Consider the following 21204-nt stretch of genomic DNA (forward strand, 5'->3'; position numbering starts at 1 on the left):
TCACACACAAAGCAACAAGGATTCAACATGAGCAACGATCAACGCCGCGCCTTCCTTCGCAACGCCGGATTGGGCCTGGGTGGCGCCGCACTGGGCGGCTTCCTGCCTGGCATCGGCCACCTCAACGCGGCCTCTGCCGCTGAACTCATCGACCCGCTGGCCCCCAAGGGGACGCACTTTCCCGCCAAGATCAAGTCCGTGATCTGGCTGCATCAGAACGGCGCCCCTTCCACGCTGGACTTGTACGACTACAAGCCCACGCTGCAAAAGCTGGCCGGCCAGCCCGTGCCAGAGTCCTTCCTCAAAGGCATCAAGACCAGCACACAAGGGGGCGTGGGCAAGCTGTACGTGTCCAACCAGCGCACCTGGAAGCAATATGGGGAAAGCGGCGCCTGGTTCTCGAACCTGCTGCCCAACCTGGCGCAGCATGCCGACAAGCTGACCTTCATCAAATCGAGCACGACCGTGGGCGCCACCCACGACATTTCGATCCTGAAGCTCAACACCGGCGACCTGAACCCAGGCCGCCCTTCCCTGGGCGCCTGGATCAACTACGCGCTGGGCTCGGCCAACCCCGACCTGCCCTCTTACGTGGTGCTCTACAACGGCGACCGCGAACCCCAGGCCGGCTCGGTGAACTGGGCCGCGGGCTTCCTGCCCGCGGTGTACCAGGGCACGGCGTTCCGCCCTGGCGATTCTCCGATCCTGTACCTCAACCGTCCTGAAGTGCGCAGCGCATTGCAGCAACGAACCTCGCTGGACTTGCTCAAGCGGCTGAACCTGATCGGCGCAGAGCACTACCCGCACGACACCGAACTGCGCGCCCGCCTGCAATCGTATGAACTGGCCGACCGCATGCAGGCTGCCGCCCCCGTGGCCGTGGACATCAGCAAGGAAACCGCCGCCACCAAAGAGCTGTACGGCTTGAACGACAAGATCAGCCAGAGCTACGGCGAAGTGCTGCTGCGTTCGCGCCGCCTGGTCGAGCGCGGCGTTCGATTCATCCAGGTGGTCTCCGGCTTCCCTGACGGCGTCGAATCCGATCGCCAAAGCTGGGACGCCCACAGCGAGCTGGACGAGAACCACGGCCTGATGGCCAAGATGGTGGACAAACCCATCGCCGGCCTGCTGCACGACCTGAAGGAACGGGGTCTGCTGGACACCACCCTGGTCGTGTGGACCTCGGAGTTCTCACGCACCTCATGGGGCGAAAGCGGCACGGGCCGCGACCACAACCCCTGGGGCTACACCCAATGGCTGGCGGGCGGTGGGCTCAAGGCGGGCTTGACCTATGGCGAGACCGACGACATCGGCCTGCAAGTGGCCGACAAAGACAAATCGGTGGACACCTACGACCTGCACGCCACCGTGCTGCACCTGCTGGGCCTGGATCACCTGAAGACCACCTTCATCAACAACGGCCGCTCCGAGCGCCCGACGGTGGTGTACGGCAAGGTCATCAAGGACATCCTCGCCTGACCTGCCAGCACAGCGCCCACTTTAGCCCGGAAGCACCAAGCCTTCCGGGCCTTTCCGCCAATCCTTCATCCCTCGTCACCGAATTCGTCAAGCAGCATGCGCAAGGTTTCACTGATTATTCTGGGATTTCTTCTGGTGCTGACCACCAGCGTCAAATCGGCCCAGGCCGAGTTGGACATGGACCTGATGCAAGCCATTGAGGACACCAACAAGAGCCTGTCTTCCAACATCGCCATCAAGGATCAGAAAGCCAGCACCAGCGACGCCAAGGAGTTGGAACAGATGTTCTCCAAGGTGGAGACCTATTTTGTGGAGAAAGGCGATGCGCCAGACGCGGTGGACCTGGCCAAGAAGAGCAAGGAGCTGAGCTTGGAGATCGTCAAGTCCGTCACCGCGCAGGACTTTGACTCGGCCACCAATGCCGCCACCACCATTTCCCGCAATTGCAGGACTTGCCACACCTTCTACAAGAAGTCTTGACGAATGCTGAACTCCAGGACAAGGCCCCTCATCGTGGCCACCAGCGCGCTGGCGTTCGTGGTGGTGGCCATGGCGGCTGAAGCGCGGCACGACAGCGCCGAGGCGATCGCCGATCGAAGTGGCGATGGCAACCCCGTGGCCGGCAAGGCGAAGTCCGAAGCAGGACGCTGCCAAAGCTGCCACGGCGTGACCGGCCATGGCGCGGCACCCGAGTACCCCAAGCTGGCAGGCCAGTACGCCGACTACATCCTGAGCCAGGTGCGCAACTTTCAATCCGGGCAGCGCAAGCACCCCGTCATCCAGGCGTCATCACCGGCCTTCAGCGAAAGCGATCTGGCTGACGTCGCGGCCTACTTTGCCAGCCAGAGCTCCATGACCGGCGGCGGCCAGCATGCGGCTGAATCACCCGTGACCAGCCTGTATGCCCGAGGCGACCTGAAACGAGACGTGCTGGCCTGTGCCAGCTGCCACGGCGAGAACGGCAAGAGCACCTTCAATGGTGCCGACAGCTATCCCGTGATCGGTGGGCAACAAGCAGCTTATGTGAAAGCACAGCTGCTGAGCATGCGGGCCGGCGCGCGCAAGAGTGGCTTGGGCGGCGTCATGAACATCGTGGCCAAGTCGCTGAAGGACGAGGAAATCGAAGCCCTGTCGAACTACATCGCCGGCATGTGATGCCTGCTTGCCGAACCTTCCAACCGCAATAGGAATGCACCCATGAAAAAAATCATCCTGGCCACCCTTCTGACCGGCGCCGTTGCCTTGCCTGCCATGGCCGCGCTCAAGGAAGGCGACACCGCCCCCGACTTCAAGGCCCAGGCCTCGCTGGCGGGCAAGGCCTTCAATTACTCGCTGAAAGACAGCTTGAAGAAAGGTCCGGTGGTGGTCTACTTTTACCCCGCTGCCTACACCGGCGGCTGCAACATCCAGGCCCACACCTTTGCCGTCCACCATGACAAATTCACCGCCGCTGGCGCAAGCGTCATCGGTGTCTCGCTGGACGACATTGCGCGGCTGAATGAGTTCTCGGCTGATCCCGACTATTGCGCCGGCAAAGTGGCCGTGGCCTCGGACGCCGACGGCAAGATCGCCAAATCCTTTGACCTGAATGTGCGGGATGCCGCCCCTGGCAAGAAGGACAGCCGAGGCAAGGACATCGACCATGGCTTTGCAGAACGCACGACCTACATCGTGACCCCCGATGGCCGCATCGCCGCCACCTTGGGTGGCCTGGCCCCCGAAGCCAATGTGAACCAGGCCCTTGAAACCGTGCAGAAGCTGGCCGCCGCCAAGCCTTCCGCCAAGAAGCTGTGATCGGAGACCACGCCATGCTGAAACCCACACGCATCCTCCTGGCCATCCTGGGCGCCTGGGCCTTGGCAACCTCGGCGCAAGCCCAAGAGGTCACCCCCGCCATTGCCGGCGTCGTGAATGCCGGCACCAAGGTCGAGCTGATCAAGGAAGGCTTCAACGGCACCGAAGGCCCAGTGGCCTTGCCCGATGGCACCTTCGCCTTCACCGAGACCACTGCCAACCGGATCACCCGCATTGCCGCCGATGGCAGCACATCGACTTTCCTGGACAACAGCAACGGCTCGAATGGCCTGGGCTTCACGGCCAATGGCGATTTGTACGCCGTGCAGGTGCTCAAGCCACGCGTGGGCATCGTCTACCCGCCCGACAAAGCCAAGGTGCTGGTCGAGCAGTTCGAGGGCAAGGCCTTTGGCAGGCCCAATGACCTGGTGGTGACGCCGCAAGGCACCGTCTACTTCACCGACTCAGGCGCGGCGCCCAACGCCCAACCCAAGCCAGACCCCGCCACGGTGAACAAGCCCGCGGTCTACCAGATCACACCCACCGGAGAGGTCAGGCGGCTGGCCAATGACATCGAGCGCCCCAATGGCATCCAGTTGAGCCCTGACAACAAGGTGCTGTACGTGGCCAACACCGCGGGCGAGCACGTGCTGGCCTTCGACATCGCGGCCGATGGCTCCGTCGGCCCACGCAGAAACTTCGCCAAGCTCGAAGGCTGGCGCAAGACCGATACAGGCACCAGCAGTGGAGCCGACGGCCTGGCCGTAGATGCCAAAGGCAGGGTGTACGTGGCCTCCTCTGCCGGTATCCAGGTCTTCTCTAACCAGGGAGAAGCGCTGGGCACCATCCCCTTGCCCAAGGCGCCGCAGAACCTGGCTTTCGCGGGCCCGGACAAGAAGACCTTGTACGTCGTCGGGCGTGGCTCGGCCTACAAGATCGCTGTGCTCACCCCCGGTGTGGCGGGTCGGGCGAAATAACCACTCAGAGACAAAAAAGGAAACTGATGAACAAGCGCATCAAACACATCGCGGCGTCGGCCGTGGCGGCATCCCTGCTGGCGGCATCTGCCCTTGCCTTGGCCCAACAGGCCCCCAAGCCTGAGACACTGATCAAGTGGCGTCAATCCGCCTTCCAGGTCGTGGCCTGGAACTCGGGGCGGATCAAGGCCAGCATCGACGGCCAATACAACAAGGAAGAAGTGATCAAGGCGGCCAACACCATCGCCGCGATCTCAGGCTCGGGCCTGGGCTCCTTGTTCGCGCCGGGCACCGAGCAAGGCAAGGGCTGGCATGAGACCACAGCCAAGCCTGAGTTGTTCAAGAACAGCGCGCGCTTTGCAGAGCTGGGCGGCAACTTCAACAAGGAAGCCGTGGAGCTGACCAAGGTGGCCGCCACTGGCGATGTGGCCTCCGTGAAAGAACAGTTCGGCAAGCTCAGCCGCACCTGCAAAGCCTGCCACGACGACTTCAAGTCCAAGGACTGAGGGAGCCATGCCCACCATGAACAATCGCTTCACGAAGCTGTTCGCCAGGCTGCTGTCCACCGGGGCCCAGCTACCGCTTTCGCCAACTGGCCATCGCGCTGGGCGCTGAGGCGGCCGAGCTGGCCAAGGTGGCTGATGGCGGCGGCGACCTGCCCGCGGTGAAAGTCCAGTACGCCAAGGTCACACGCACGTGCAAGGCCTGCCACGACGACTACCGCGCCAAGAACTGAGCGCCCTTCCCTTCAGACAAAAAACCTGTTCGAGAACCCAAATGCATTCTTCCAAAAAAATTCAGGCCGCCACCTGGTTGTGCGCCGCCATGGCCACCTTGTCATGCGCACAGCACGCTTCGGCGCAAGCCGTCACAACACCGGCAACAACGGCCCCCAAGCCACCGTTGAGCTTTTTCATCACCAGTGAAGGCCTGGGCAAAGGCGCCGACCTGGGCGGACTGGCCGGTGCCGACGCACACTGCCAGAAGCTCGCCACGGCGGCCGGCGCTGGTGGCAAAACCTGGCGCGCCTACCTGAGCACCCAAGCCACGAAGGACCAACCCGCCGTCAATGCCCGTGACCGCATTGGCACGGGCCCATGGCACAACACCCGGGGCGCTGTCGTGGCCAAAGACCTGGCCCACCTGCATGGCGACACCCTGGACGCCGCGCGCCTTGGCAACAACCTGAGCTGGGCCACCGCCTTCACCGAGAAGAACGAGCCCGTCAAGCGCGCAGGCGACAAGCCCAACGAGCATGACATCCTCACAGGTTCATTGCCGGATGGCCGGGCCTTCGACGACGCCGCCGACCACACCTGCAAAAACTTCACCAGCAGCGCGGCCGATGGCTCGGCCCAGGTCGGCCACTTTGACCGCACGGGCGGTGGCAACACCTCCTGGAACTCGACCCACGCCAGCAAGGGTTGCGGCCAGGAGAACCTGGTGAGCACCGGTGGCGCAGGCTTGTTCTACTGCTTCGCCAGCAACTGATTTCTCAAGTCTCTCCGGTTGAAGATGCAGCGAGCCCACAGCTGGCTGCATGTGGTTACAAGGACTTCTGGCAGGTCCTTAAGATCGCCGCTCACTTCAATAGGAGAACGCATGAGAATCAATGGAGTTTTGAACAAAGCAGCCTGGGCACTGGTCATGACCGCGGGTGCCGCGAGCACCCAGGCTGCACAGAAGGTCTGCGTGTTCGACATCCTGGGCGCCAGCGGCGACGCCTTCAACATGGCCAAGGACTACGGCCTGGCCATGCAAAAGCAAGGCGTGACGCTGGAGCTCAAGGCCTACACCAATGAAGGCGTGGCCACGGAAGATTTCCGGGCAGGCCAATGCGATGCCCTGCTGGCCAGTGCTTTTCGCACACGCCAGTTCAACACCGTCTCGGGTGCGATCGACACGCTCGGATCGACCACCATGATCAAGAACGGCAAGATCGACATGGCGGCCAGCTATGACGTCGTCCGCAAAGTCATCCAGACTTACGCTTCGCCCCAGGCCGCCAAGCTGATGGTCCAGGGCAACTACGAAATCGGAGGCATCTTTCCCTTCGGCGCGGCCTACCCCGTCATCAACGACCGCAGCATCACCACGGTCGAAGCACTGGCAGGCAAGAAGATCGCCGCGTTTGATCATGACAAGGCCCAGGCCCTGATGATTCAACGCGTGGGTGGCCAGCCCGTCTCTGCCGACATCAGCAACTTTGCCGCCAAGTTCAACAACGGCAGCGTTGACATGATTGCCGCGCCCAGCCTGGCCTACAAGCCGCTGGAGCTGCAAAAAGGCATTGGCGCCAAGGGTGGCATCGCCCGCTTCCCGATCATGATCCTGACCTACCAGTTGGTGCTCAACCAAGCCAAGTTCCCGGCAGGCTTTGGTGAGAAGTCGCGCAACCACTGGCTCGGCGAGTTCGACCGCGCCATGAGCATGATCAAGAACGCAGACGCCGGCATCCCGGCCGCCGCCTGGATCGACCTGCCCCCTGAGAATGCCCAGAAGTACAACCTGATGCTGCGCGAATCACGCCTGGACATCGCCTCCAAGGGCATTTACGACGCCCAGGGCTTGAAGGTCATCAAGAAGGTGCGCTGCTCAATGAACGCCGCTGACGCGGAGTGCACCACCAAGTCGGAAGAAGGCTGATCCAGTGATGGCCGCCTCAACGGGCTGCCGCTTTTGGGGCTGCCTGCTGGCCAGCCGACAGGGCTTCGGCCTTGTCGATGCTGGCGGCGATTGAGCGTGCCATGTCTGAATCCGGAGGCGCCAGCGCCAGGATCTTGCGCCAGGGCGTGACCGCCTTGGCGTAGTCATGGCGCTCAAAGGCAGCACTGCCCGCCAGCGCCAAGGCCTGCAGATTGCCCGGATCGATCTCCAGGGCGCGGTTGATGATCCGCTCTGGCTCGCCAGACAGGCTTTGCCCGGAGCTCATGGCCAGGGTCACGGCGTAGTCCACCATCGCCGCTGAATCGTTGGGCATCAGTTTCAGCAGGTGTTGATACGCATCCACAGCCTGGTCAAAGCGCCGCAGTGTTTCGTAAGACTTGGCCAACATGCGCCAGCCGTTGGCATCGTCCGGCTTGGCCTTGAGCTTCTCAGCAAGGCGGGCCACCATGGCTTCGATCTGTTCTGCCGTGACCTGGCCACCTGCGGCCGCATCCCCCATGGGCTGGTTGCTCGTTGCAGAATGCGCCGCGCTGGCCACGTTCAAGCCCTGCGGTGTGCCCACTGCCCGATAGGCCGACACGGCCACCAATGACACGAGGACCACCACCGCCAATGCGGACCAGTGCTGCCGAAGATTGGCCTGCAGCCTCGCAGGCGCCGCGTGAACATCCTGAGCAACACGGAGTTCCAACTCATGCCGGGCACTTTGGTGAGCCTGCGCGTCAATGGTGCCGGCTTGCAAGTCGGCATCCAGTTCTCGCAGTTGGTCACGCAGAACCTGCAGGTTCAATGCGCCGCTTGACACATCACTGCCTGATGACACGCCGGTGCGCAGCAAGGGCGGCAGCACGAACAGCAAAGCCATGGCGAGCATGGCTGCCGCTGAAGCATAGAAGGCCATCATGGATGTTCTTTCCCCGCAGGACTACCGGCCAGCAAGGCCGCGGCCCGAGCCAGTTCGGTGTGGCTCAAAGGCTCTGCCGGCGTTGGCTTCTCACGTAACTTGAGCAACAAAAATGCAAGTCCGGACAACAGCAGCAGGAATGGCCCGAACCAAAGCGCCCAGGTGATGCCCTTGACCGGCGGGCGGTACAACACGAAGTCGCCATAACGTTCCACCATGTAATCCAACACCTCCTGGTCCGACTGGCCTTGCGCAAGCTTTTCCCGAACCTGGTTTTTCAGGTCGACGGCCAGGTCGGCGTGCGAATCGGCCAAGGTCTGGTTCTGGCAGACCAGGCAGCGCAGCTCTTCCGTCAGGTGTGTGACGCGCTGCTCAAACGCGGCGTCATCTTGGTCTGCCGCTTGCGCGACGCCCAATGCCAGCGCCAGGATCAGGCAGGCGGCGGGTCCGCGAAGGCGGTTAAGCATGGCTCAACTCCTTGATCAAGGGCAGCAGCTTGCTGCGGATGACCTCTTCCGTGATCGGTCCGGTGTGCTTGAGGCGAACCACGCCATGCTTGTCGATCACAAAGGTCTCTGGCACACCGTACACGCCATAGTCAATGCCGACGCGCCCGTCCAAATCAAACGCCGACACCTGGTAGGGGTTGCCAAACCGGCTCAGCCATTGCTGGCCATCGTGGCGCCCATCCTTGTAGTTCAAGCCCACGATCGGCACACCGGCCTGTTTGGAAAACGCGAGCAGCACCGGGTGTTCTTCGCGGCATGAGGTGCACCACGATGCCCACACGTTCAACAGCCAGACCTGGCCTTGCATGTCGCGGGGGCTGAAGCTTTTCTGGGGCGACTCCAACTGCGTGAGCGTGAAGGCGGGCGCGGCTTTGCCAATGAAGGGTGACGGAATCTCTTGCGGATCGCGCTGAAGGCCAACACCCAGGAACACCAGGAGGATCAGAAAAATGCCCAGCGGCCAAAGAAAACGCTTGCTCATGCAGACCTCATGCTTTTCTGGCGCGAGGCCAGGCGGTAGCGCTTGTCAGAGGCGGCCAGGAAACCGCCCAGGGCCATGATCAGCGCCCCGGCCCAGATCCCGCTGACGAAGGGCTTGTGCTGCACCCTCACCTGCCAGGCCCCACCCTTGGTCGAATCACCGATGGACACGTACAGGTCGCGGGTCAGGCTGCGGTCAATGGCCGCCTCGGTCATGGGCATTTGCTGCGCGGTGTAGATGCGTTTTTCGGGGTGCATGGCCGCCACGATCTGGCCGTGCTGGCTCACCTCGAACGTGCCCCGTGCCGCGATGTAGTTGGGCCCATCGATTTGCTTCAACCCCGTGAAGACTAAGGTGTAGGCGCCAGCATTGACGCTGTCGCCCGGGCGCAAACTGGCGTCTTGCGAGGTCTCGAGCCCTTTGACCAAAGTGACCCCCACGACGAACACGCCAATGCCCGCATGCGCAACGATCATCCCCCAATAGCTGCGAGGCTGGCGCCTGATGCGTTGGATGAGCGAAGTGCCTTGCGAGGCATGGCGCAAACGTTGAATCAGGTGCGATGCCGTGCTCAGCACCACCCAGAAGGCCAAGGTGATGCCCAGAACCACCATGGGCGAGAACTTCAAGACCAAGGCTGCCACGGCCGCGACCACCAGCACACCCAGCGCCAGCCAGCGCAAGCGCACCAGCAATTGTTTGACAGAGGCGTTCTTCCAGGACACGAACGGCCCCACGGCGATCAGCACCAGCACCGGGATCATCAAAGGCACGAACACGGCCTCGAAATAAGGCGGGCCCACGGAGATCTTGCCCAGCTGCAAGGCGTCGATGATCAACGGGTACAGGGTGCCCAACAGCACGGTGCCGGCAGCCACCAACAACAACACATTGTTCACCAGGAGCATCGACTCGCGCGAGAACAAACCGAACTTACCCCCCAGCCCCACCTTGGGCGCACGCCAGGCGAACAGCGCCAGGGAGCCCCCGATCACGATGGCCAGGAAGATCAGGATGAACAGGCCGCGCCGCGGGTCGGTCGCAAAAGCATGCACCGAGGTCAACACGCCCGAGCGAACAAGGAAAGTGCCCAGCAAAGACAAGGAGAACGCCAGGATCGCCAGCAACACCGTCCAGTTCTTGAAGCTGCCGCGCTTTTCAGTCACCGCCAGCGAATGGATCAAGGCGGTGCCCACCAGCCAAGGCATGAAGGAGGCGTTCTCAACCGCGTCCCAGAACCACCAACCGCCCCAGCCCAGCTCGTAATAGGCCCAGAAGCTGCCCATGAAGATGCCCAAGGTCAGGAACATCCAGGCGACCAAGGTCCAGGGCCGTGACCACCGCGCCCAGGCGGCATCGAGTTGCCCACCCAGCAAAGCTGCCACTGCAAAGCCGAAGGCCACGGAGAAGCCAACATAGCCCATGTACAGCAAGGGCGGGTGCACGATCATGCCCAGATCCTGAAGCAAGGGGTTCAGGTCACGGCCCTCGGCCAGCGCAGGCAACGTGCGGTCGAAGGGGTTGGATGTGAAGAGCATGAAGCACAGGAAGCCAACGCTGATCAGGCCCATCACGCCCAGCACGCGGGCCAGCGTTTCAGCGGGCAACTGGCGGCTGAACAGCGCCACGGCCAAGGTCCACAAGGACAGGATCAGCACCCACAGCAGCAATGAGCCCTCATGCCCGCCCCAGCTGGCCGCGATGCGGAAATGCACCGGCAGCAGCGAATTGGAATTGTTCGCCACGTAAGTCACCGAGAAATCGTTGCCCACGAAAGCGCAGACCAACGCGCCAAACGCCAGTGACACGAACAGGCATTGCCCCACCGCCGCTGGACGCGCGACGGCCATCCAGCGGGCGTTCTTCTTGAAAGCCCCGGCCAATGGCAGCAGGCCTTGAACCAGCGCCAGGCCCAAAGCCAGCATGAGGGCAAAGTTGCCCAGTTCGGGGATCATCGTCCGTCCTTTGCTTGCAGGGTGCTTGTTTGCTCGGCCTTCTTCAAGGCATAGGCCGCCTCAGGTGGCATGTAGTTCTCATCGTGCTTGGCCAGCACCTCATCGGCCACGAACACCTTGCCTTCAGACAGCTTGCCCTGGGCCACCACGCCTTTGCCTTCTTTGAACAGATCGGGCAGCATGCCCCGGTAATGGACGGTCACACGCTGTGCGGTGTCTGTCACCATGAAGCTGACGGTGACGCCATCGGTCTGTCGTTGCAGGCTGCCCTTCTCCACCATCCCACCCACCCGGAAGCTGTGGCCTTGCGGCGCCTCGCCCGCCAGGATTTGCGTCGGGGTGAAGAAGAACACCAGGTTCTTCTGAAATGCCGAGAGCACCAGCCAGGCCGCCAGGCTCAGCAGCAGCAGGCCCACGGCCACCAGCAGGAATCGCTTGTTGCGCGACTTCATTGGGCCAGCGTTCGATCAGCTTGCTTGCGCACTGCCTGGGCCAGCAGCAACTCGGCCTTGATGGCCTTGCTGCGCCAGGCCAGCTCGCTCACTTCGGCCAAGAGCACGGCGAACACCACGATCACCGAACCCCACACATACAGGCCATAGCCGCCCATCGAGAAGAAGTCGCTCCAGTTGTGCCAGATCATGGATTGACCTCCAGATTGGCCACCCAGGCGGTGTGGCGTTCACGCTCCAGGACGATGCGGCGCAAGCGCGCCAATGCCACCGCGATGGAGTAGGACCACAGGCCCAGGGCCGTGATGAGCATGGCCACCAGCATGGTCGTGGCCATCGTGCTTTCGCTGCGGAAGTTGATGGACGAACCTTGGTGCAGCGTGTTCCACCACTGCACCGAGAAATAAATCACCGGCACGTTGACCACGCCCACCAGGGCCAGCACGGCACCGGCCTTGTCACCGCGCCGAGGGTCGTCAATGGCCGCCTGCAAGGCCATGAAGCCGATGTAGAGGAACAGCAGGATCACTTCAGAGGTGAGCCGGGCATCCCACACCCACCAGGTGCCCCAGGTGGGCCGGCCCCACAGCGCGCCGGTCCACAAGGCCAGGAAGGTGAACAAGGCACCGGTAGGCGCCAAGGCGCGGGCCATCATCGACGACAGGCGCGTGTTCAGAATCAGCCCCAGCGCGGCCCAGAAGGTCATCACCACGTAGATGAACATCGATAGCCACGCGGCCGGCACGTGCAGGAAGATGATCCGGTAGGCATCACCTTGCTGGGCATCGGTGGGTGCCCGGAAGAAGCCGATGTACAAGCCCAGCGCCGTCAACACGGCGGCGATGGCGGCAAACCAAGGCATCAGCTTCCCGGCAAGGGCGTAAAAATGCTGGGGCGAGGCATACCGCCACCAGATAGAGGGCGTTGAGGCGCTGGCCCCCAGCGGTTTGTTCAAGGTAGACACGTTCGCAATCCTCATCAATGGCTTCTCATTCCAGCGCGATGCGCAGGGCGGCGGCGGTGGCCCAAGGGGTCAACACTGCGGCACTGGCCAGCACACCGCCCAGCAGTTGCAGATGAGCGCTGCTGCCCAAGCCGCTGGCCTGGGCGCTTACCGCGCCAGACCCAAAAATCAACACCGGCACGCACAGCGGCAGCACCAGCAAGGACACCAGCACCCCGCCTCCCCGCACGCCCAGGGTCAGGGCCGCGCCCACGGCGCCGAACAGGCTCAGCACCGGGGTGCCCATGAGCAAGCTCGCCGACAGCACCGAGATCGAATCGCCCGCCAGGCCAAACTGCACTGCCAGCAGGGGCGACAAGATCACCAGGGGCAGACCGGACACCAGCCAGTGCGCCACCACCTTGCCCACGACGATGACGGCCAAGGGTTCGGCCGACAGGGCCAACTGCTCCAAGGTGCCATCGGCAAAATCCAGCGCAAACAGCCGGCCCAGGGACAACATCGATGCCAACAAGGCGGCCACCCAGACGATGCCAGGCGCCATGGCCCGCAACAGTTCGGGCTCGGGCCCCACACCAAGCGGAAACAAGGTCGTGACAATGGCAAAGAAGAACACCGTGGTCAGCACGTCTGACCGACGCCTGAACGCCAGCACCAGATCGCGCTGGATGACACCCCCCAACACTTTCAGCATGATGGCGAGACCTGGTTCAGATCGAGTTGGTGCAGGCGCGATGGACTCAGGCTTTGCGGCTGGTGCGTGGTGTAGACGAGCATGCCGCCCGAGGCCAGGTGCCCGTTCAAGGTGGCACTCAAGCGGCGGATGGATTCCTGGTCAAGCGCATTGAAGGGCTCGTCCAGCACCATCAACTTCGGCGCTGGCCTGAGGCCCAACCTGGCCAGGGCCACACGCTTGCGCTGCCCTTGAGACAAAGACCGGGCAGGCAAGCTTGTCTCGTTCAACAGGCCCACCTGGTCCAGCGCGACCAGCGCATCGGCCTGGCTGCAGGGCTTGCCAGACAAGCGGCTGCCCAAGGCCAGGTTCTCCCAGGCTGTCAGGTCGTCCTTGATGCCGGCGGTGTGCCCCACATAGAGCAGGTCGCGGTGAAAGTCTTCTCGCAGAGACCGGATGTTGCGCCCAGCCCAGCGCACGGACCCCTCCTCTGGCTGCGCCAAGCCGCAGAGCAGGCGCAGCAGGCTGGTCTTGCCCGCGCCATTGCTGCCGCTGACCCACAGCGCTTCGCCCGCCTTGATCTCGAAGTTCAAACCATTGAACAGCTGCCGATCACCGCGCGCGCAAGCCAGTTGATGGGCCTGCAACGTCATTTTTGCCCGCCCGGAATGCGCCGGCGGCTTTGCTTCAATACAGTCATGACTTCAAGGGGCTTATTGTTTTATGAACTTTATCGGGCAGCCCCCATGAGGCAAACGAATGAATCCGCACATGCATATGCACTGTTGGCTCGGGGGTGGTTTCCTTTTCCTATCTTTACCGGCTGCTCACGAGGCGGCCACCCGCATGCGGCAAACTCCAGGCAAAACAACGATTGAGCCCGCCTTGTCATGACGCCTGAAGCCACCCAGCCCCGCCTCACAAAACAGACCGGCAAAGTCGCCACCTGGTTGATCGGCGCCATGCTTGCCGCGGGCGCGTTGGGGGGCTGGTGGTACTGGCAGCACCGCAGCCAGGCCGCCCAGGACGGCGCCAGCCAAGCCAGCAACGCGCCAAACGACAAGAAGGCCGGGCGTTTTGGTGGGGCCAGCAAAGTCCAGCCCGTGTCGGTGGGGGTGGTCAAACGGCAGGACATCCGGGTCAGCGTCACGGCGATCGGCACCATCGCCGCGGCCAACACCGCCGTGGTCAAAGCCAAGATCGACGGTGAGCTCAAGGCCATCCACTTCCAGGAGGGCCAGGTGGTGAAGGCCGGCGCCCTGTTGGCCGAGATCGACCCCCGCCCCTTCCAGATCGCCCTGGCACAGGCCCAAGGCCAGTTGGCCCGAGACCAGGCGCAATTGCAGAACGCCAAACTGGACGCCGAGCGCTTCCGCGATCTGCTCGCCAAGGATGGCATCGCCAAGCAGCAGGTGGACACGCAAGACGCCCTGGTGCGCCAACTGCAGGGCACCGTTCAATCCGACCAGGCCCAGGTTGACAGTGCCAAATTACAGCTGTCGTACACCCGCATCACGGCCCCCATTTCCGGGCGGCTTGGGCTCAAGCAGGCCGACCTGGGCAACGTCTTGCACGCCAGTGACGCCAACGGTTTGATTTCCATCGCGCAAACGCAACCCGTGAATGTGGTGTTCGCGGTGCCCGACACGCAATTGCCGCAGATCACCCGCCAGTTCAAGGCTGGGCAGGCGTTGCCGGTCGAGGCCTGGGACCGTGAACAAAAGGTCAAGCTGGCCGATGGCAAGGTGGCCACTACCGACAACGCCATTGACGCGACCACCGGCACGATCAAGCTCAAGGCGCAGTTTCCCAACCTCGATGGCGGCCTGTTCCCCAACCAGTCGGTGAATGTGCGCCTGCAGCTCAATGTGTTGGAAGACAGCTTGGCCGTGCCGGGCGCCGCGGTACTGCGTGGCGCCAAGGGCACCTATGTTTACGTGGTCAACGCCGACAAGACGGTCAGCGCCAAGGTCGTCCGCGCCGGTGCCAACGATGGCGACTGGGTGAGTGTGCAAGGCGATTTGCAGCCCGGGCAGCAAGTGGTGGTTGATGGCACCGACCGCCTGCGCGAAGGGGCTCAGATCGACATCATCACGCCCGGTGCGGCGGCGTCGGCCTCATCCCCCAAGCGTCGCCACGGTGCGCCCTCGCACTGATCCAGGCGTGGCATGAATCCTTCCAAGATATTCATTGAACGCCCAGTGGCCACGGCGCTGCTCATGCTCGCCATCCTGCTGGCGGGCCTGTTGGCGTTTCGCCTGCTGCCGCTGTCCGCACTGCCCGAGGTGGACTACCCTACGATCCAGGTGTCCACCCTGTACCCCGGTGCCAGCCCTGACGTGATCGCTTCGTCGGTCACGGCCCCACTGGAGCGGCAGTTCGGCCAGATGCCCGGCCTGAATCAGATGTCGTCAACCAGCTCGGGTGGCGCATCGGTGATCACGCTTCGGTTCACGCTGGATGTGTCGCTGGACGTGGCCGAGCAGCAAGTGCAGGCGGCCATCAACGCGGGCACCAGCTTGCTGCCCAGCGATTTGCCGATGCCGCCAACCTACAGCAAGATCAACCCGGCGGACGCGCCCATCCTCACCATCGCCATCACCTCGCCCTCGCTCCCGGTGATCAAGGTGCACGATCTGGTCGAAAGCCGGCTGGCGCAAAAGATCTCGCAAGCGCCGGGCGTGGGCCTGGTCAGCATCGCGGGCGGGCGGCGTCCCGCCGTGCGCATCCAGGCCAACCCGACGGCCCTGGCCACCGTGGGCATCTCGCTCGATGATCTGCGCACCATCATCGGCAACGCCAATGTCAACCAGGCCAAGGGCAGCTTCGATGGCGCTGCGCGCGCTTCCACCATCGATGCCAATGACCAGCTCAAGGCGGCCAGCGACTACGCCAACCTGATCATCGCCTACAAGGCCGGCAACGCCATTCGCCTGAAAGATGTGGCCAAACTGGTGGACGACGCCGAGAACCTGCGCTTGGGCGCCTGGGCCAACACCACCGCAGGCGTGATCCTGAACGTGCAGCGCCAACCAGGCGCCAACGTGATTGAAACGGTTGACCGCGTCAAGGCCTTGCTGCCGCAACTGCAGGCCACCCTGCCCGCGTCCATCGATGTGAAGGTGCTGAGCGACCGCACCGTCACCATCCGCGCCTCGGTTGAAGACGTTGAGTTCGAGCTGGTGCTGGCGATTGTGCTGGTGGTGATGGTGATCTTCGTGTTCTTGCGCAGCGCCTCGGCCACGCTGATCCCAGCCGTGGCGGTGCCTTTGTCACTGGTGGGCACCTTCGGCGTGATGTACCTGGCGGGGTTTTCGATCAACAACCTGACCTTGATGGCGCTCACCATTTCCACCGGCTTTGTGGTGGACGACGCCATCGTGATGATCGAGAACATCGCGCGCTACGTGGAGGCGGGCGATAGTCCCATGGACGCGGCCTTGAAAGGCTCCAAGCAGATCGCCTTCACCATCATCTCGCTGACGATCTCGCTGATCGCCGTGCTGATCCCTTTGCTCTTCATGGGCGACGTGGTGGGGCGCCTGTTCCACGAGTTCGCGATCACCTTGGCCGTGTCCATCCTGATTTCGGCAGTGGTGTCGCTCACCCTCACCCCCATGATGTCGGCGCGCCTGCTCAAGCACACCCCCGAGGAAAGCCATGGCAAGCTGTACCAGGCCGTGGGCCGTGGCTTTGACCGGGCCATCGCCGGCTATGGCCGCATGCTCAACTGGGTGCTGGACCGCCAGGCCCTGACCCTGCTGGGCTTTGGCCTGACCTTGGTGATCACGGTGCTGCTTTACATGGTGGTGCCCAAAGGCTTCTTCCCGCTGCAGGACACGGGTGCCATCCAGGCCATCACGCAGGCGTCTCAATCCATCTCGTATGGGGCCATGGCCGAACAGCAGCAACGCCTGGCCGAGGTCATCCTCAAAGATCCGGCGGTAGAGAGCCTGTCCTCCTTCATTGGAGTGGATGGCGCCAACGCCACGCTCAACACCGGGCGCATGCTGATCACGCTCAAGCCCAAGGATGAGCGGGGCTTGTCGGCCAGCGAGGTCATCACGCGGCTGTCGCAGTCGGCCCGGGATCTGCCGGGCATTTCCCTGTACATGCAGCCCGTGCAGGACCTGACGATCGAGGACCGGGTGGCCAAGACCCAATACCAGGTCACCTTGAGCTCGCCCGACGCCAAGGACTTGTCAGCCGCCACCGCCCTCATGCTGACCCGCATGCGAACCCTGGCCCAACTGAGCGACGTGGCCACCGACCTGCAGGACGAGGGCCTGCAAGCGTTTGTCGACATTGACCGCGATGCCGCCGGCCGCTTGGGCGTGAGCGTGGCCGCCATCGACTCGGCGCTGTACAACGCCTTTGGGCAACGCATCATCTCCACGATCTTCACGCAGTCCATGCAGTACCGCGTGATCCTGGAGGTGGAACCCAGCTACCGGCTGGGGCCACAATCGCTGAACAGCCTGTATGTCTCGGGCACCGATGGCGTGCAGGTGCCCTTGTCGTCCGTGGCCCGCATCAGCGAAAAAGCGGCGCCGCTGGTGATCAACCACGTGGCCCAGTTCCCGGCGGCCACGTTGTCCTTCAATTTGGCACCGGGCGTGGCCCTGGGCGATGCGGTCGAAGCCATCAAGGCCGAGCAAGCCAAGATGGACCTGCCCGTCAGCGTCGAGACCGATTTCCAGGGCGCGGCCCGGGCGTTCGAATCATCCTTGAGCAACACCTTGCTGCTCGTGGTCGCGGCCGTGGTCACGATGTACATCGTGCTGGGCGTGCTCTATGAAAGCTACATCCACCCGCTGACCATCCTGTCCACGCTGCCCTCGGCCGCCGTGGGCGCCTTGTTGGCGCTGCTGGCCTTCCGGCTCGACCTGGGCATCATCGCCGTCATTGGCATCGTGCTGCTCATCGGCATCGTCAAGAAGAACGCCATCATGATGATCGACTTCGCGCTGGAGGCCGAACGTGACCAGGGCCTGAACCCGCGCGAAGCCATCTACCAGGCCTGCCTGCTGCGCTTTCGGCCTATCCTGATGACAACGATGGCGGCCCTGCTGGGCGCCCTGCCCATGATGCTGGGCACTGGCGTGGGCAGCGAGTTGCGCCACCCCTTGGGCGTGACCATGGTGGGCGGGCTGATCGTCAGCCAGTTGCTCACGCTGTTCACCACGCCGGTGATTTACCTGGGCTTCTCGGCACTGGTGCGGCGGTTCAAGCGATGAACATCTCGGCCCCGTTCATCACCCGGCCTGTGGCCACCACGCTGCTGACCATCGGCATGGCGCTGGTAGGGGTGCTGGCCTTCTTCCTGTTGCCCATCGCGCCCTTGCCGCAGATTGACTACCCGACGATTTCAGTGTCTGCGTCCCTGCCCGGCGCCAGCGCAGAAACCATGGCGGCCACCGTGGCCACACCGTTGGAGCGCGCCTTGGGCAGCATCGCCGGGGTCAACGAGATCACGTCCAACTCCTCACTGGGCAGCACGCGGGTGACCTTGCAGTTCAACCTCGACCGGGACATCGACGGTGCCGCGCGCAACGTGCAGGCCGCCATCAATGCCGCCCGGGCCTTGTTGCCCACCGGTCTGCCCAGCAACCCGACCTACCGCAAGGTCAACCCGTCCGATCCGCCCATCATGATCCTGTCTCTGACGTCCAGCACGCTCAGCACGGCCCAGATGTACGACGCGGCGTCCACGGTGCTGGCACAACGCCTGGCACAGGTCGATGGGGTGGGCGACGTGTCGATTGGCGGCGGATCGCTGCCCGCCGTGCGCGTGGACCTGAACCCCAATCAACTGGTGGCCAACGGCATTTCGCTGGACCAGGTGCGCATGGCTTTGGTCAACACCAATGCCAACCGGCCCAAAGGCACGGTGGAAGACGGCCAACGGCAATGGCAGATCGGGGCCAACGACCAATCCCGCACCGCCGCCGAATACGCGCCCATCATCCTGAGCTACCGCAACGGGTCGGCGGTGCGCCTGAAAGACGTGGCCGCAGTGAATGACTCAGTGCAGGACGTGCGCGCCTATGGCCTGGCCAATGGCAAGCCCGCCATCCTTTTGCTGCTCAACAAGGCGCCCAGCGCCAACATCATCGAGGCCGTTGACCGTGTCAACGCCATGCTGCCCCAGCTGCGCTCGTCCATCCCGGCCGGCATCGACCTGGACGTGGTGATGGACCGCACCCACACCATTCGGGCGTCACTGCGCGAGGTCGAGAAGACCCTGGCCATCTCGATCGGCCTGGTCGTGGTGGTGGTCTACGCCTTCCTGCGCAATGCCCGCGCCGTGCTGATTCCGTCGGTGGCCGTGCCGGTGTCGCTGGCCGGCACCTTGGGCGTGATGTACCTGCTGGGCTACAGCCTGGACAACCTGTCGCTGATGGCGATGACGGTGGCCACCGGCTTCGTGGTGGACGATGCCATCGTCGTGCTCGAGAACATCACGCGCCACATGGAGCGAGGCAAGACCGCCTTGCAAGCCGCCCTGGATGGGGCGCGTGAGATCGGTTTTACCGTGCTGTCCATCAGCCTGTCCCTGATCGCCGCCTTCATCCCCATCCTTTTCATGGGCGGCATTGTGGGCAGGTTGTTCCGCGAGTTCGCCGTGGTGCTGTCGGTGGCCATCCTGATCTCCATGGTCGTCTCGCTGACCACCACGCCCATGATGGCGGCCGCCTTGCTGCGCCCACGCCAGGCCGTGCGCCAGGCCCCGGGCTGGATCGCCCGGAAACTGGCCGCGTTTCAATCATCGGTGCAGCGGGGCTACCGCCGTTCGCTGGGCTGGACGCTGCGGCACCAGCCCCTGGCCTTGCTCGCCTTGGTCGCGGTGGTGGGCTTGAACGTCCACCTGTACCGCATCATCGACAAGGGCTTTTTCCCAACACAGGACACCGGCCGCATCATCGCCAATGTGCAGGCCGACCAAGGCAGCTCGTTCCAGTCGATGAAGACCAAGCTGGACAGCTTCATGGACATTGTTCGCAAGGACCCAGCCGTGGCCAACGTCACCGGCTTCACCGGCGGCGGGCAGCGCAACTCCGCCAACATGTTCATCGCGCTCAAGCCCTTGAGCGAACGCGATGCCTCGGCCGACCAGGTGATCGACCGCCTGCGGCCCAAACTGACCCAGGTGCCAGGGGCCAGCTTGTTCATGCGCTCGGGGCAGGACATCCGCATTGGCGGGCGCCAATCCAATTCCGAGTTTCAATACACCTTGCAGGCCGACGAACTGCAGGATCTGCGCACCTGGGAGCCCAAGATCCGCCAGGCCTTGAGCAAGTTGCCCCAACTGGAAGACCTGAGCAGCGACCAGGAGGACCGTGGCCAGCAGACCTCCCTGGTGATTGACCGCGATGCTGCCGCGCGCCTGGGTTTGACCATGCGCAACATTGACAACACCTTGAACAATGCCTTTGGCCAGCGGCAGGTGGGCGTCATCTTCAACCCGCTGAACCAATACCGTGTGGTGATGGGGCTGGCCCCCGAATACCTTCAAAGCCCGGATGCGCTCAAGAGCTTCTACATCACCTCGGACAGTGGCGAGCAGGTGCCACTGAGTGCAATTGCCCGCGTCGAGCCCACCTTGGCGCCCCTGTCGGTCAGCCATGACAAGGGCACTCCGGCCTCCACCATCAGCTTCAACCTGCCGTCGGGCGGCTCGCTGTCGCAGGCCACCGATGCGATCAACAACGCGGTGGCAGAGTTGGGTGTGCCGGTCTCCATCCGTGGCACCTTTGAGGGCACGGCCAATGCTTTCCAGGCTTCGCTCAAGAGCCAGCCGCTGCTCATCCTGGCCGCAGTGATCACGATCTACCTGGTGCTGGGCATCCTGTACGAAAGCCTGATCCACCCGATCACCATCTTGTCCACCCTGCCCTCCGCAGGCGTGGGCGCCCTGCTCGCCTTGATGCTGTTCAAGACGGAGTTCTCCATCATTGCCTTGATCGGTGTGGTGCTGCTGATCGGCATCGTCAAGAAGAACGCCATCATGATGATCGACTTCGCGCTTGAGCAACAAAGGCAGGCGACGGTGCGCGGCCAGGTGCTCAGCGCGGCCCAGGCCATCCACAAGGCAGCGCAGCTTCGTCTGCGACCCATCCTGATGACGACGTTGGCCGCCCTGTTTGGCGCCATTCCCTTGGCACTGGGCACTGGCGACGGCGCCGAGCTTCGCCAACCTTTGGGAATCGCCATCGTCGGCGGCCTGGTGCTCAGCCAGTTGCTGACGCTGTACACCACGCCTGTCGTCTTTGTGTGCATGGACCGCCTGAGCCGTCGACGCCAAAAGCGAGACCTGGTCCCGCATGCCCAGCCTTCCGCCGCCTGAGA

Annotated in this window: 21 protein-coding genes; 12 read left to right on the plus strand and 9 right to left on the minus strand. The window is 63.3% G+C overall.

The annotated features are described in order from the left end of the window. Positions 1 to 27: 27 nt before the first annotated feature. From LQ232_RS14700 to LQ232_RS14740, 9 genes are all read left to right on the plus strand, one after another. On the plus strand, positions 28 to 1479 hold the full coding sequence (locus LQ232_RS14700) for a DUF1501 domain-containing protein (RefSeq protein ID WP_230181095.1): 1452 nt from the start codon (positions 28 to 30) through the stop codon (positions 1477 to 1479). 96 nt (positions 1480 to 1575) lie between these two features. Further along, positions 1576 to 1959, plus strand: a complete 384-nt coding sequence (locus LQ232_RS14705) for a hypothetical protein (RefSeq protein WP_230181096.1) — start codon at positions 1576 to 1578, stop codon at positions 1957 to 1959. A gap of 3 nt (positions 1960 to 1962) precedes the next feature. Further along, positions 1963 to 2634 (plus strand): c-type cytochrome, encoded by a 672-nt coding sequence (locus LQ232_RS14710; RefSeq protein ID WP_230181097.1) that lies wholly within the window; start codon positions 1963 to 1965, stop codon positions 2632 to 2634. Between the two features lie 42 nt (positions 2635 to 2676). Then, positions 2677 to 3273, plus strand: a complete 597-nt coding sequence (locus LQ232_RS14715) for a peroxiredoxin (RefSeq protein ID WP_230181098.1) — start codon at positions 2677 to 2679, stop codon at positions 3271 to 3273. Between the two features lie 14 nt (positions 3274 to 3287). After that, positions 3288 to 4250 carry an SMP-30/gluconolactonase/LRE family protein gene (locus LQ232_RS14720; protein WP_230181099.1) on the plus strand — a complete coding sequence of 321 codons (963 nt, stop codon included), beginning with the start codon at positions 3288 to 3290 and terminating at the stop codon, positions 4248 to 4250. Positions 4251 to 4276: 26 nt separating this feature from the next. Then, positions 4277 to 4756 carry a cytochrome c gene (locus tag LQ232_RS14725; protein WP_230181100.1) on the plus strand — a complete coding sequence of 160 codons (480 nt, stop codon included), beginning with the start codon at positions 4277 to 4279 and terminating at the stop codon, positions 4754 to 4756. A gap of 86 nt (positions 4757 to 4842) precedes the next feature. After that, entirely contained in the window at positions 4843 to 4986 is a 144-nt protein-coding gene (locus LQ232_RS14730) for a cytochrome c (protein WP_256450062.1), read from the plus strand. Between the two features lie 41 nt (positions 4987 to 5027). After that, positions 5028 to 5741: a lectin gene (locus LQ232_RS14735; RefSeq protein ID WP_230181102.1), complete on the plus strand. Its 714-nt coding sequence runs from the start codon at positions 5028 to 5030 to the stop codon at positions 5739 to 5741. 111 nt (positions 5742 to 5852) lie between these two features. Continuing rightward, the gene (locus LQ232_RS14740; RefSeq protein ID WP_230181103.1) at positions 5853 to 6896 is read left to right on the plus strand and encodes a putative solute-binding protein; all 1044 of its coding nucleotides are present in this window, start codon (positions 5853 to 5855) and stop codon (positions 6894 to 6896) included. Between the two features lie 16 nt (positions 6897 to 6912). Here LQ232_RS14740 and ccmI read toward each other — a convergent pair whose 3' ends face one another. From ccmI to ccmA, 9 genes are read right to left on the minus strand one after another with little or no spacing between them, the layout of a single operon-like run. Further along, on the minus strand, positions 6913 to 7821 hold the full coding sequence (gene ccmI, locus LQ232_RS14745) for a c-type cytochrome biogenesis protein CcmI (protein WP_230181104.1): 909 nt from the start codon (positions 7819 to 7821) through the stop codon (positions 6913 to 6915). Further along, positions 7818 to 8288 (minus strand): cytochrome c-type biogenesis protein, encoded by a 471-nt coding sequence (locus tag LQ232_RS14750; RefSeq protein WP_230181105.1) that lies wholly within the window; start codon positions 8286 to 8288, stop codon positions 7818 to 7820. Before LQ232_RS14750 ends, ccmI begins: the two co-directional genes overlap by 4 nt. Continuing rightward, positions 8281 to 8811, minus strand: a complete 531-nt coding sequence (locus LQ232_RS14755) for a DsbE family thiol:disulfide interchange protein (protein WP_230181106.1) — start codon at positions 8809 to 8811, stop codon at positions 8281 to 8283. The genes LQ232_RS14750 and LQ232_RS14755 overlap by 8 nt, the downstream gene beginning before the upstream one ends. Continuing rightward, entirely contained in the window at positions 8808 to 10766 is a 1959-nt protein-coding gene (locus LQ232_RS14760) for a heme lyase CcmF/NrfE family subunit (protein ID WP_230181107.1), read from the minus strand. Before LQ232_RS14760 ends, LQ232_RS14755 begins: the two co-directional genes overlap by 4 nt. Continuing rightward, positions 10763 to 11218, minus strand: a complete 456-nt coding sequence (gene ccmE / locus LQ232_RS14765) for a cytochrome c maturation protein CcmE (protein WP_230181108.1) — start codon at positions 11216 to 11218, stop codon at positions 10763 to 10765. Before ccmE ends, LQ232_RS14760 begins: the two co-directional genes overlap by 4 nt. Continuing rightward, positions 11215 to 11409: a heme exporter protein CcmD gene (gene ccmD / locus LQ232_RS14770; protein ID WP_230181109.1), complete on the minus strand. Its 195-nt coding sequence runs from the start codon at positions 11407 to 11409 to the stop codon at positions 11215 to 11217. Before ccmD ends, ccmE begins: the two co-directional genes overlap by 4 nt. Continuing rightward, positions 11406 to 12191 (minus strand): heme ABC transporter permease CcmC, encoded by a 786-nt coding sequence (ccmC, locus tag LQ232_RS14775; RefSeq protein ID WP_371820288.1) that lies wholly within the window; start codon positions 12189 to 12191, stop codon positions 11406 to 11408. The genes ccmD and ccmC overlap by 4 nt, the downstream gene beginning before the upstream one ends. Before the next feature lie 16 nt (positions 12192 to 12207). Beyond that, on the minus strand, positions 12208 to 12876 hold the full coding sequence (ccmB, locus tag LQ232_RS14780; RefSeq protein WP_230181110.1) for a heme exporter protein CcmB: 669 nt from the start codon (positions 12874 to 12876) through the stop codon (positions 12208 to 12210). After that, positions 12870 to 13508, minus strand: coding sequence for a cytochrome c biogenesis heme-transporting ATPase CcmA (gene ccmA, locus LQ232_RS14785; protein ID WP_230181111.1), 639 nt, complete (start codon positions 13506 to 13508; stop codon positions 12870 to 12872). Before ccmA ends, ccmB begins: the two co-directional genes overlap by 7 nt. A gap of 237 nt (positions 13509 to 13745) precedes the next feature. On the opposite strand from ccmA, the gene LQ232_RS14790 reads away from it, so the two are divergent. From LQ232_RS14790 to LQ232_RS14800, 3 genes are read left to right on the plus strand one after another with little or no spacing between them, the layout of a single operon-like run. Then, positions 13746 to 15011 carry an MdtA/MuxA family multidrug efflux RND transporter periplasmic adaptor subunit gene (locus LQ232_RS14790; protein ID WP_230181112.1) on the plus strand — a complete coding sequence of 422 codons (1266 nt, stop codon included), beginning with the start codon at positions 13746 to 13748 and terminating at the stop codon, positions 15009 to 15011. A 12-nt stretch (positions 15012 to 15023) separates the two neighbouring features. Further along, a complete protein-coding gene (locus LQ232_RS14795; RefSeq protein ID WP_230181113.1) occupies positions 15024 to 18092 on the plus strand; it encodes an MdtB/MuxB family multidrug efflux RND transporter permease subunit in 3069 nt (1022 codons plus the stop codon). After that, positions 18089 to 21202 (plus strand): multidrug efflux RND transporter permease subunit, encoded by a 3114-nt coding sequence (locus LQ232_RS14800; protein WP_230181114.1) that lies wholly within the window; start codon positions 18089 to 18091, stop codon positions 21200 to 21202. The genes LQ232_RS14795 and LQ232_RS14800 overlap by 4 nt, the downstream gene beginning before the upstream one ends. Positions 21203 to 21204: the final 2 nt, after the last annotated feature.

Origin of the sequence: Aquabacterium sp. CECT 9606 (genome assembly GCF_918741295.1) — a bacterium.
Classification (GTDB): domain Bacteria; phylum Pseudomonadota; class Gammaproteobacteria; order Burkholderiales; family Burkholderiaceae_C; genus Aquabacterium.

Excerpts from the sequence above, each read along its gene's own strand:
- ccmE (WP_230181108.1), bottom strand. The coding sequence starts at position 11,218 with ATGAAGTCGCGCAACAAGCGATTCCTGCTGGTGGCCGTGGGCCTGCTG.
- LQ232_RS14715 (WP_230181098.1), top strand. The coding sequence starts at position 2,677 with ATGAAAAAAATCATCCTGGCCACCCTTCTGACCGGCGCCGTTGCCTTG.
- LQ232_RS14750 (WP_230181105.1), bottom strand. The coding sequence starts at position 8,288 with ATGCTTAACCGCCTTCGCGGACCCGCCGCCTGCCTGATCCTGGCGCTG.
- ccmB (WP_230181110.1), bottom strand. The coding sequence starts at position 12,876 with ATGCTGAAAGTGTTGGGGGGTGTCATCCAGCGCGATCTGGTGCTGGCG.
- LQ232_RS14795 (WP_230181113.1), top strand. The coding sequence starts at position 15,024 with ATGAATCCTTCCAAGATATTCATTGAACGCCCAGTGGCCACGGCGCTG.
- LQ232_RS14720 (WP_230181099.1), top strand. The coding sequence starts at position 3,288 with ATGCTGAAACCCACACGCATCCTCCTGGCCATCCTGGGCGCCTGGGCC.
- ccmA (WP_230181111.1), bottom strand. The coding sequence starts at position 13,508 with ATGACGTTGCAGGCCCATCAACTGGCTTGCGCGCGCGGTGATCGGCAG.
- ccmD (WP_230181109.1), bottom strand. The coding sequence starts at position 11,409 with ATGATCTGGCACAACTGGAGCGACTTCTTCTCGATGGGCGGCTATGGC.
- LQ232_RS14740 (WP_230181103.1), top strand. The coding sequence starts at position 5,853 with ATGAGAATCAATGGAGTTTTGAACAAAGCAGCCTGGGCACTGGTCATG.
- LQ232_RS14705 (WP_230181096.1), top strand. The coding sequence starts at position 1,576 with ATGCGCAAGGTTTCACTGATTATTCTGGGATTTCTTCTGGTGCTGACC.
- ccmI (WP_230181104.1), bottom strand. The coding sequence starts at position 7,821 with ATGATGGCCTTCTATGCTTCAGCGGCAGCCATGCTCGCCATGGCTTTG.
- LQ232_RS14700 (WP_230181095.1), top strand. The coding sequence starts at position 28 with ATGAGCAACGATCAACGCCGCGCCTTCCTTCGCAACGCCGGATTGGGC.
- LQ232_RS14735 (WP_230181102.1), top strand. The coding sequence starts at position 5,028 with ATGCATTCTTCCAAAAAAATTCAGGCCGCCACCTGGTTGTGCGCCGCC.
- LQ232_RS14800 (WP_230181114.1), top strand. The coding sequence starts at position 18,089 with ATGAACATCTCGGCCCCGTTCATCACCCGGCCTGTGGCCACCACGCTG.
- LQ232_RS14755 (WP_230181106.1), bottom strand. The coding sequence starts at position 8,811 with ATGAGCAAGCGTTTTCTTTGGCCGCTGGGCATTTTTCTGATCCTCCTG.
- LQ232_RS14710 (WP_230181097.1), top strand. The coding sequence starts at position 1,963 with ATGCTGAACTCCAGGACAAGGCCCCTCATCGTGGCCACCAGCGCGCTG.
- LQ232_RS14725 (WP_230181100.1), top strand. The coding sequence starts at position 4,277 with ATGAACAAGCGCATCAAACACATCGCGGCGTCGGCCGTGGCGGCATCC.
- LQ232_RS14790 (WP_230181112.1), top strand. The coding sequence starts at position 13,746 with ATGACGCCTGAAGCCACCCAGCCCCGCCTCACAAAACAGACCGGCAAA.
- LQ232_RS14760 (WP_230181107.1), bottom strand. The coding sequence starts at position 10,766 with ATGATCCCCGAACTGGGCAACTTTGCCCTCATGCTGGCTTTGGGCCTG.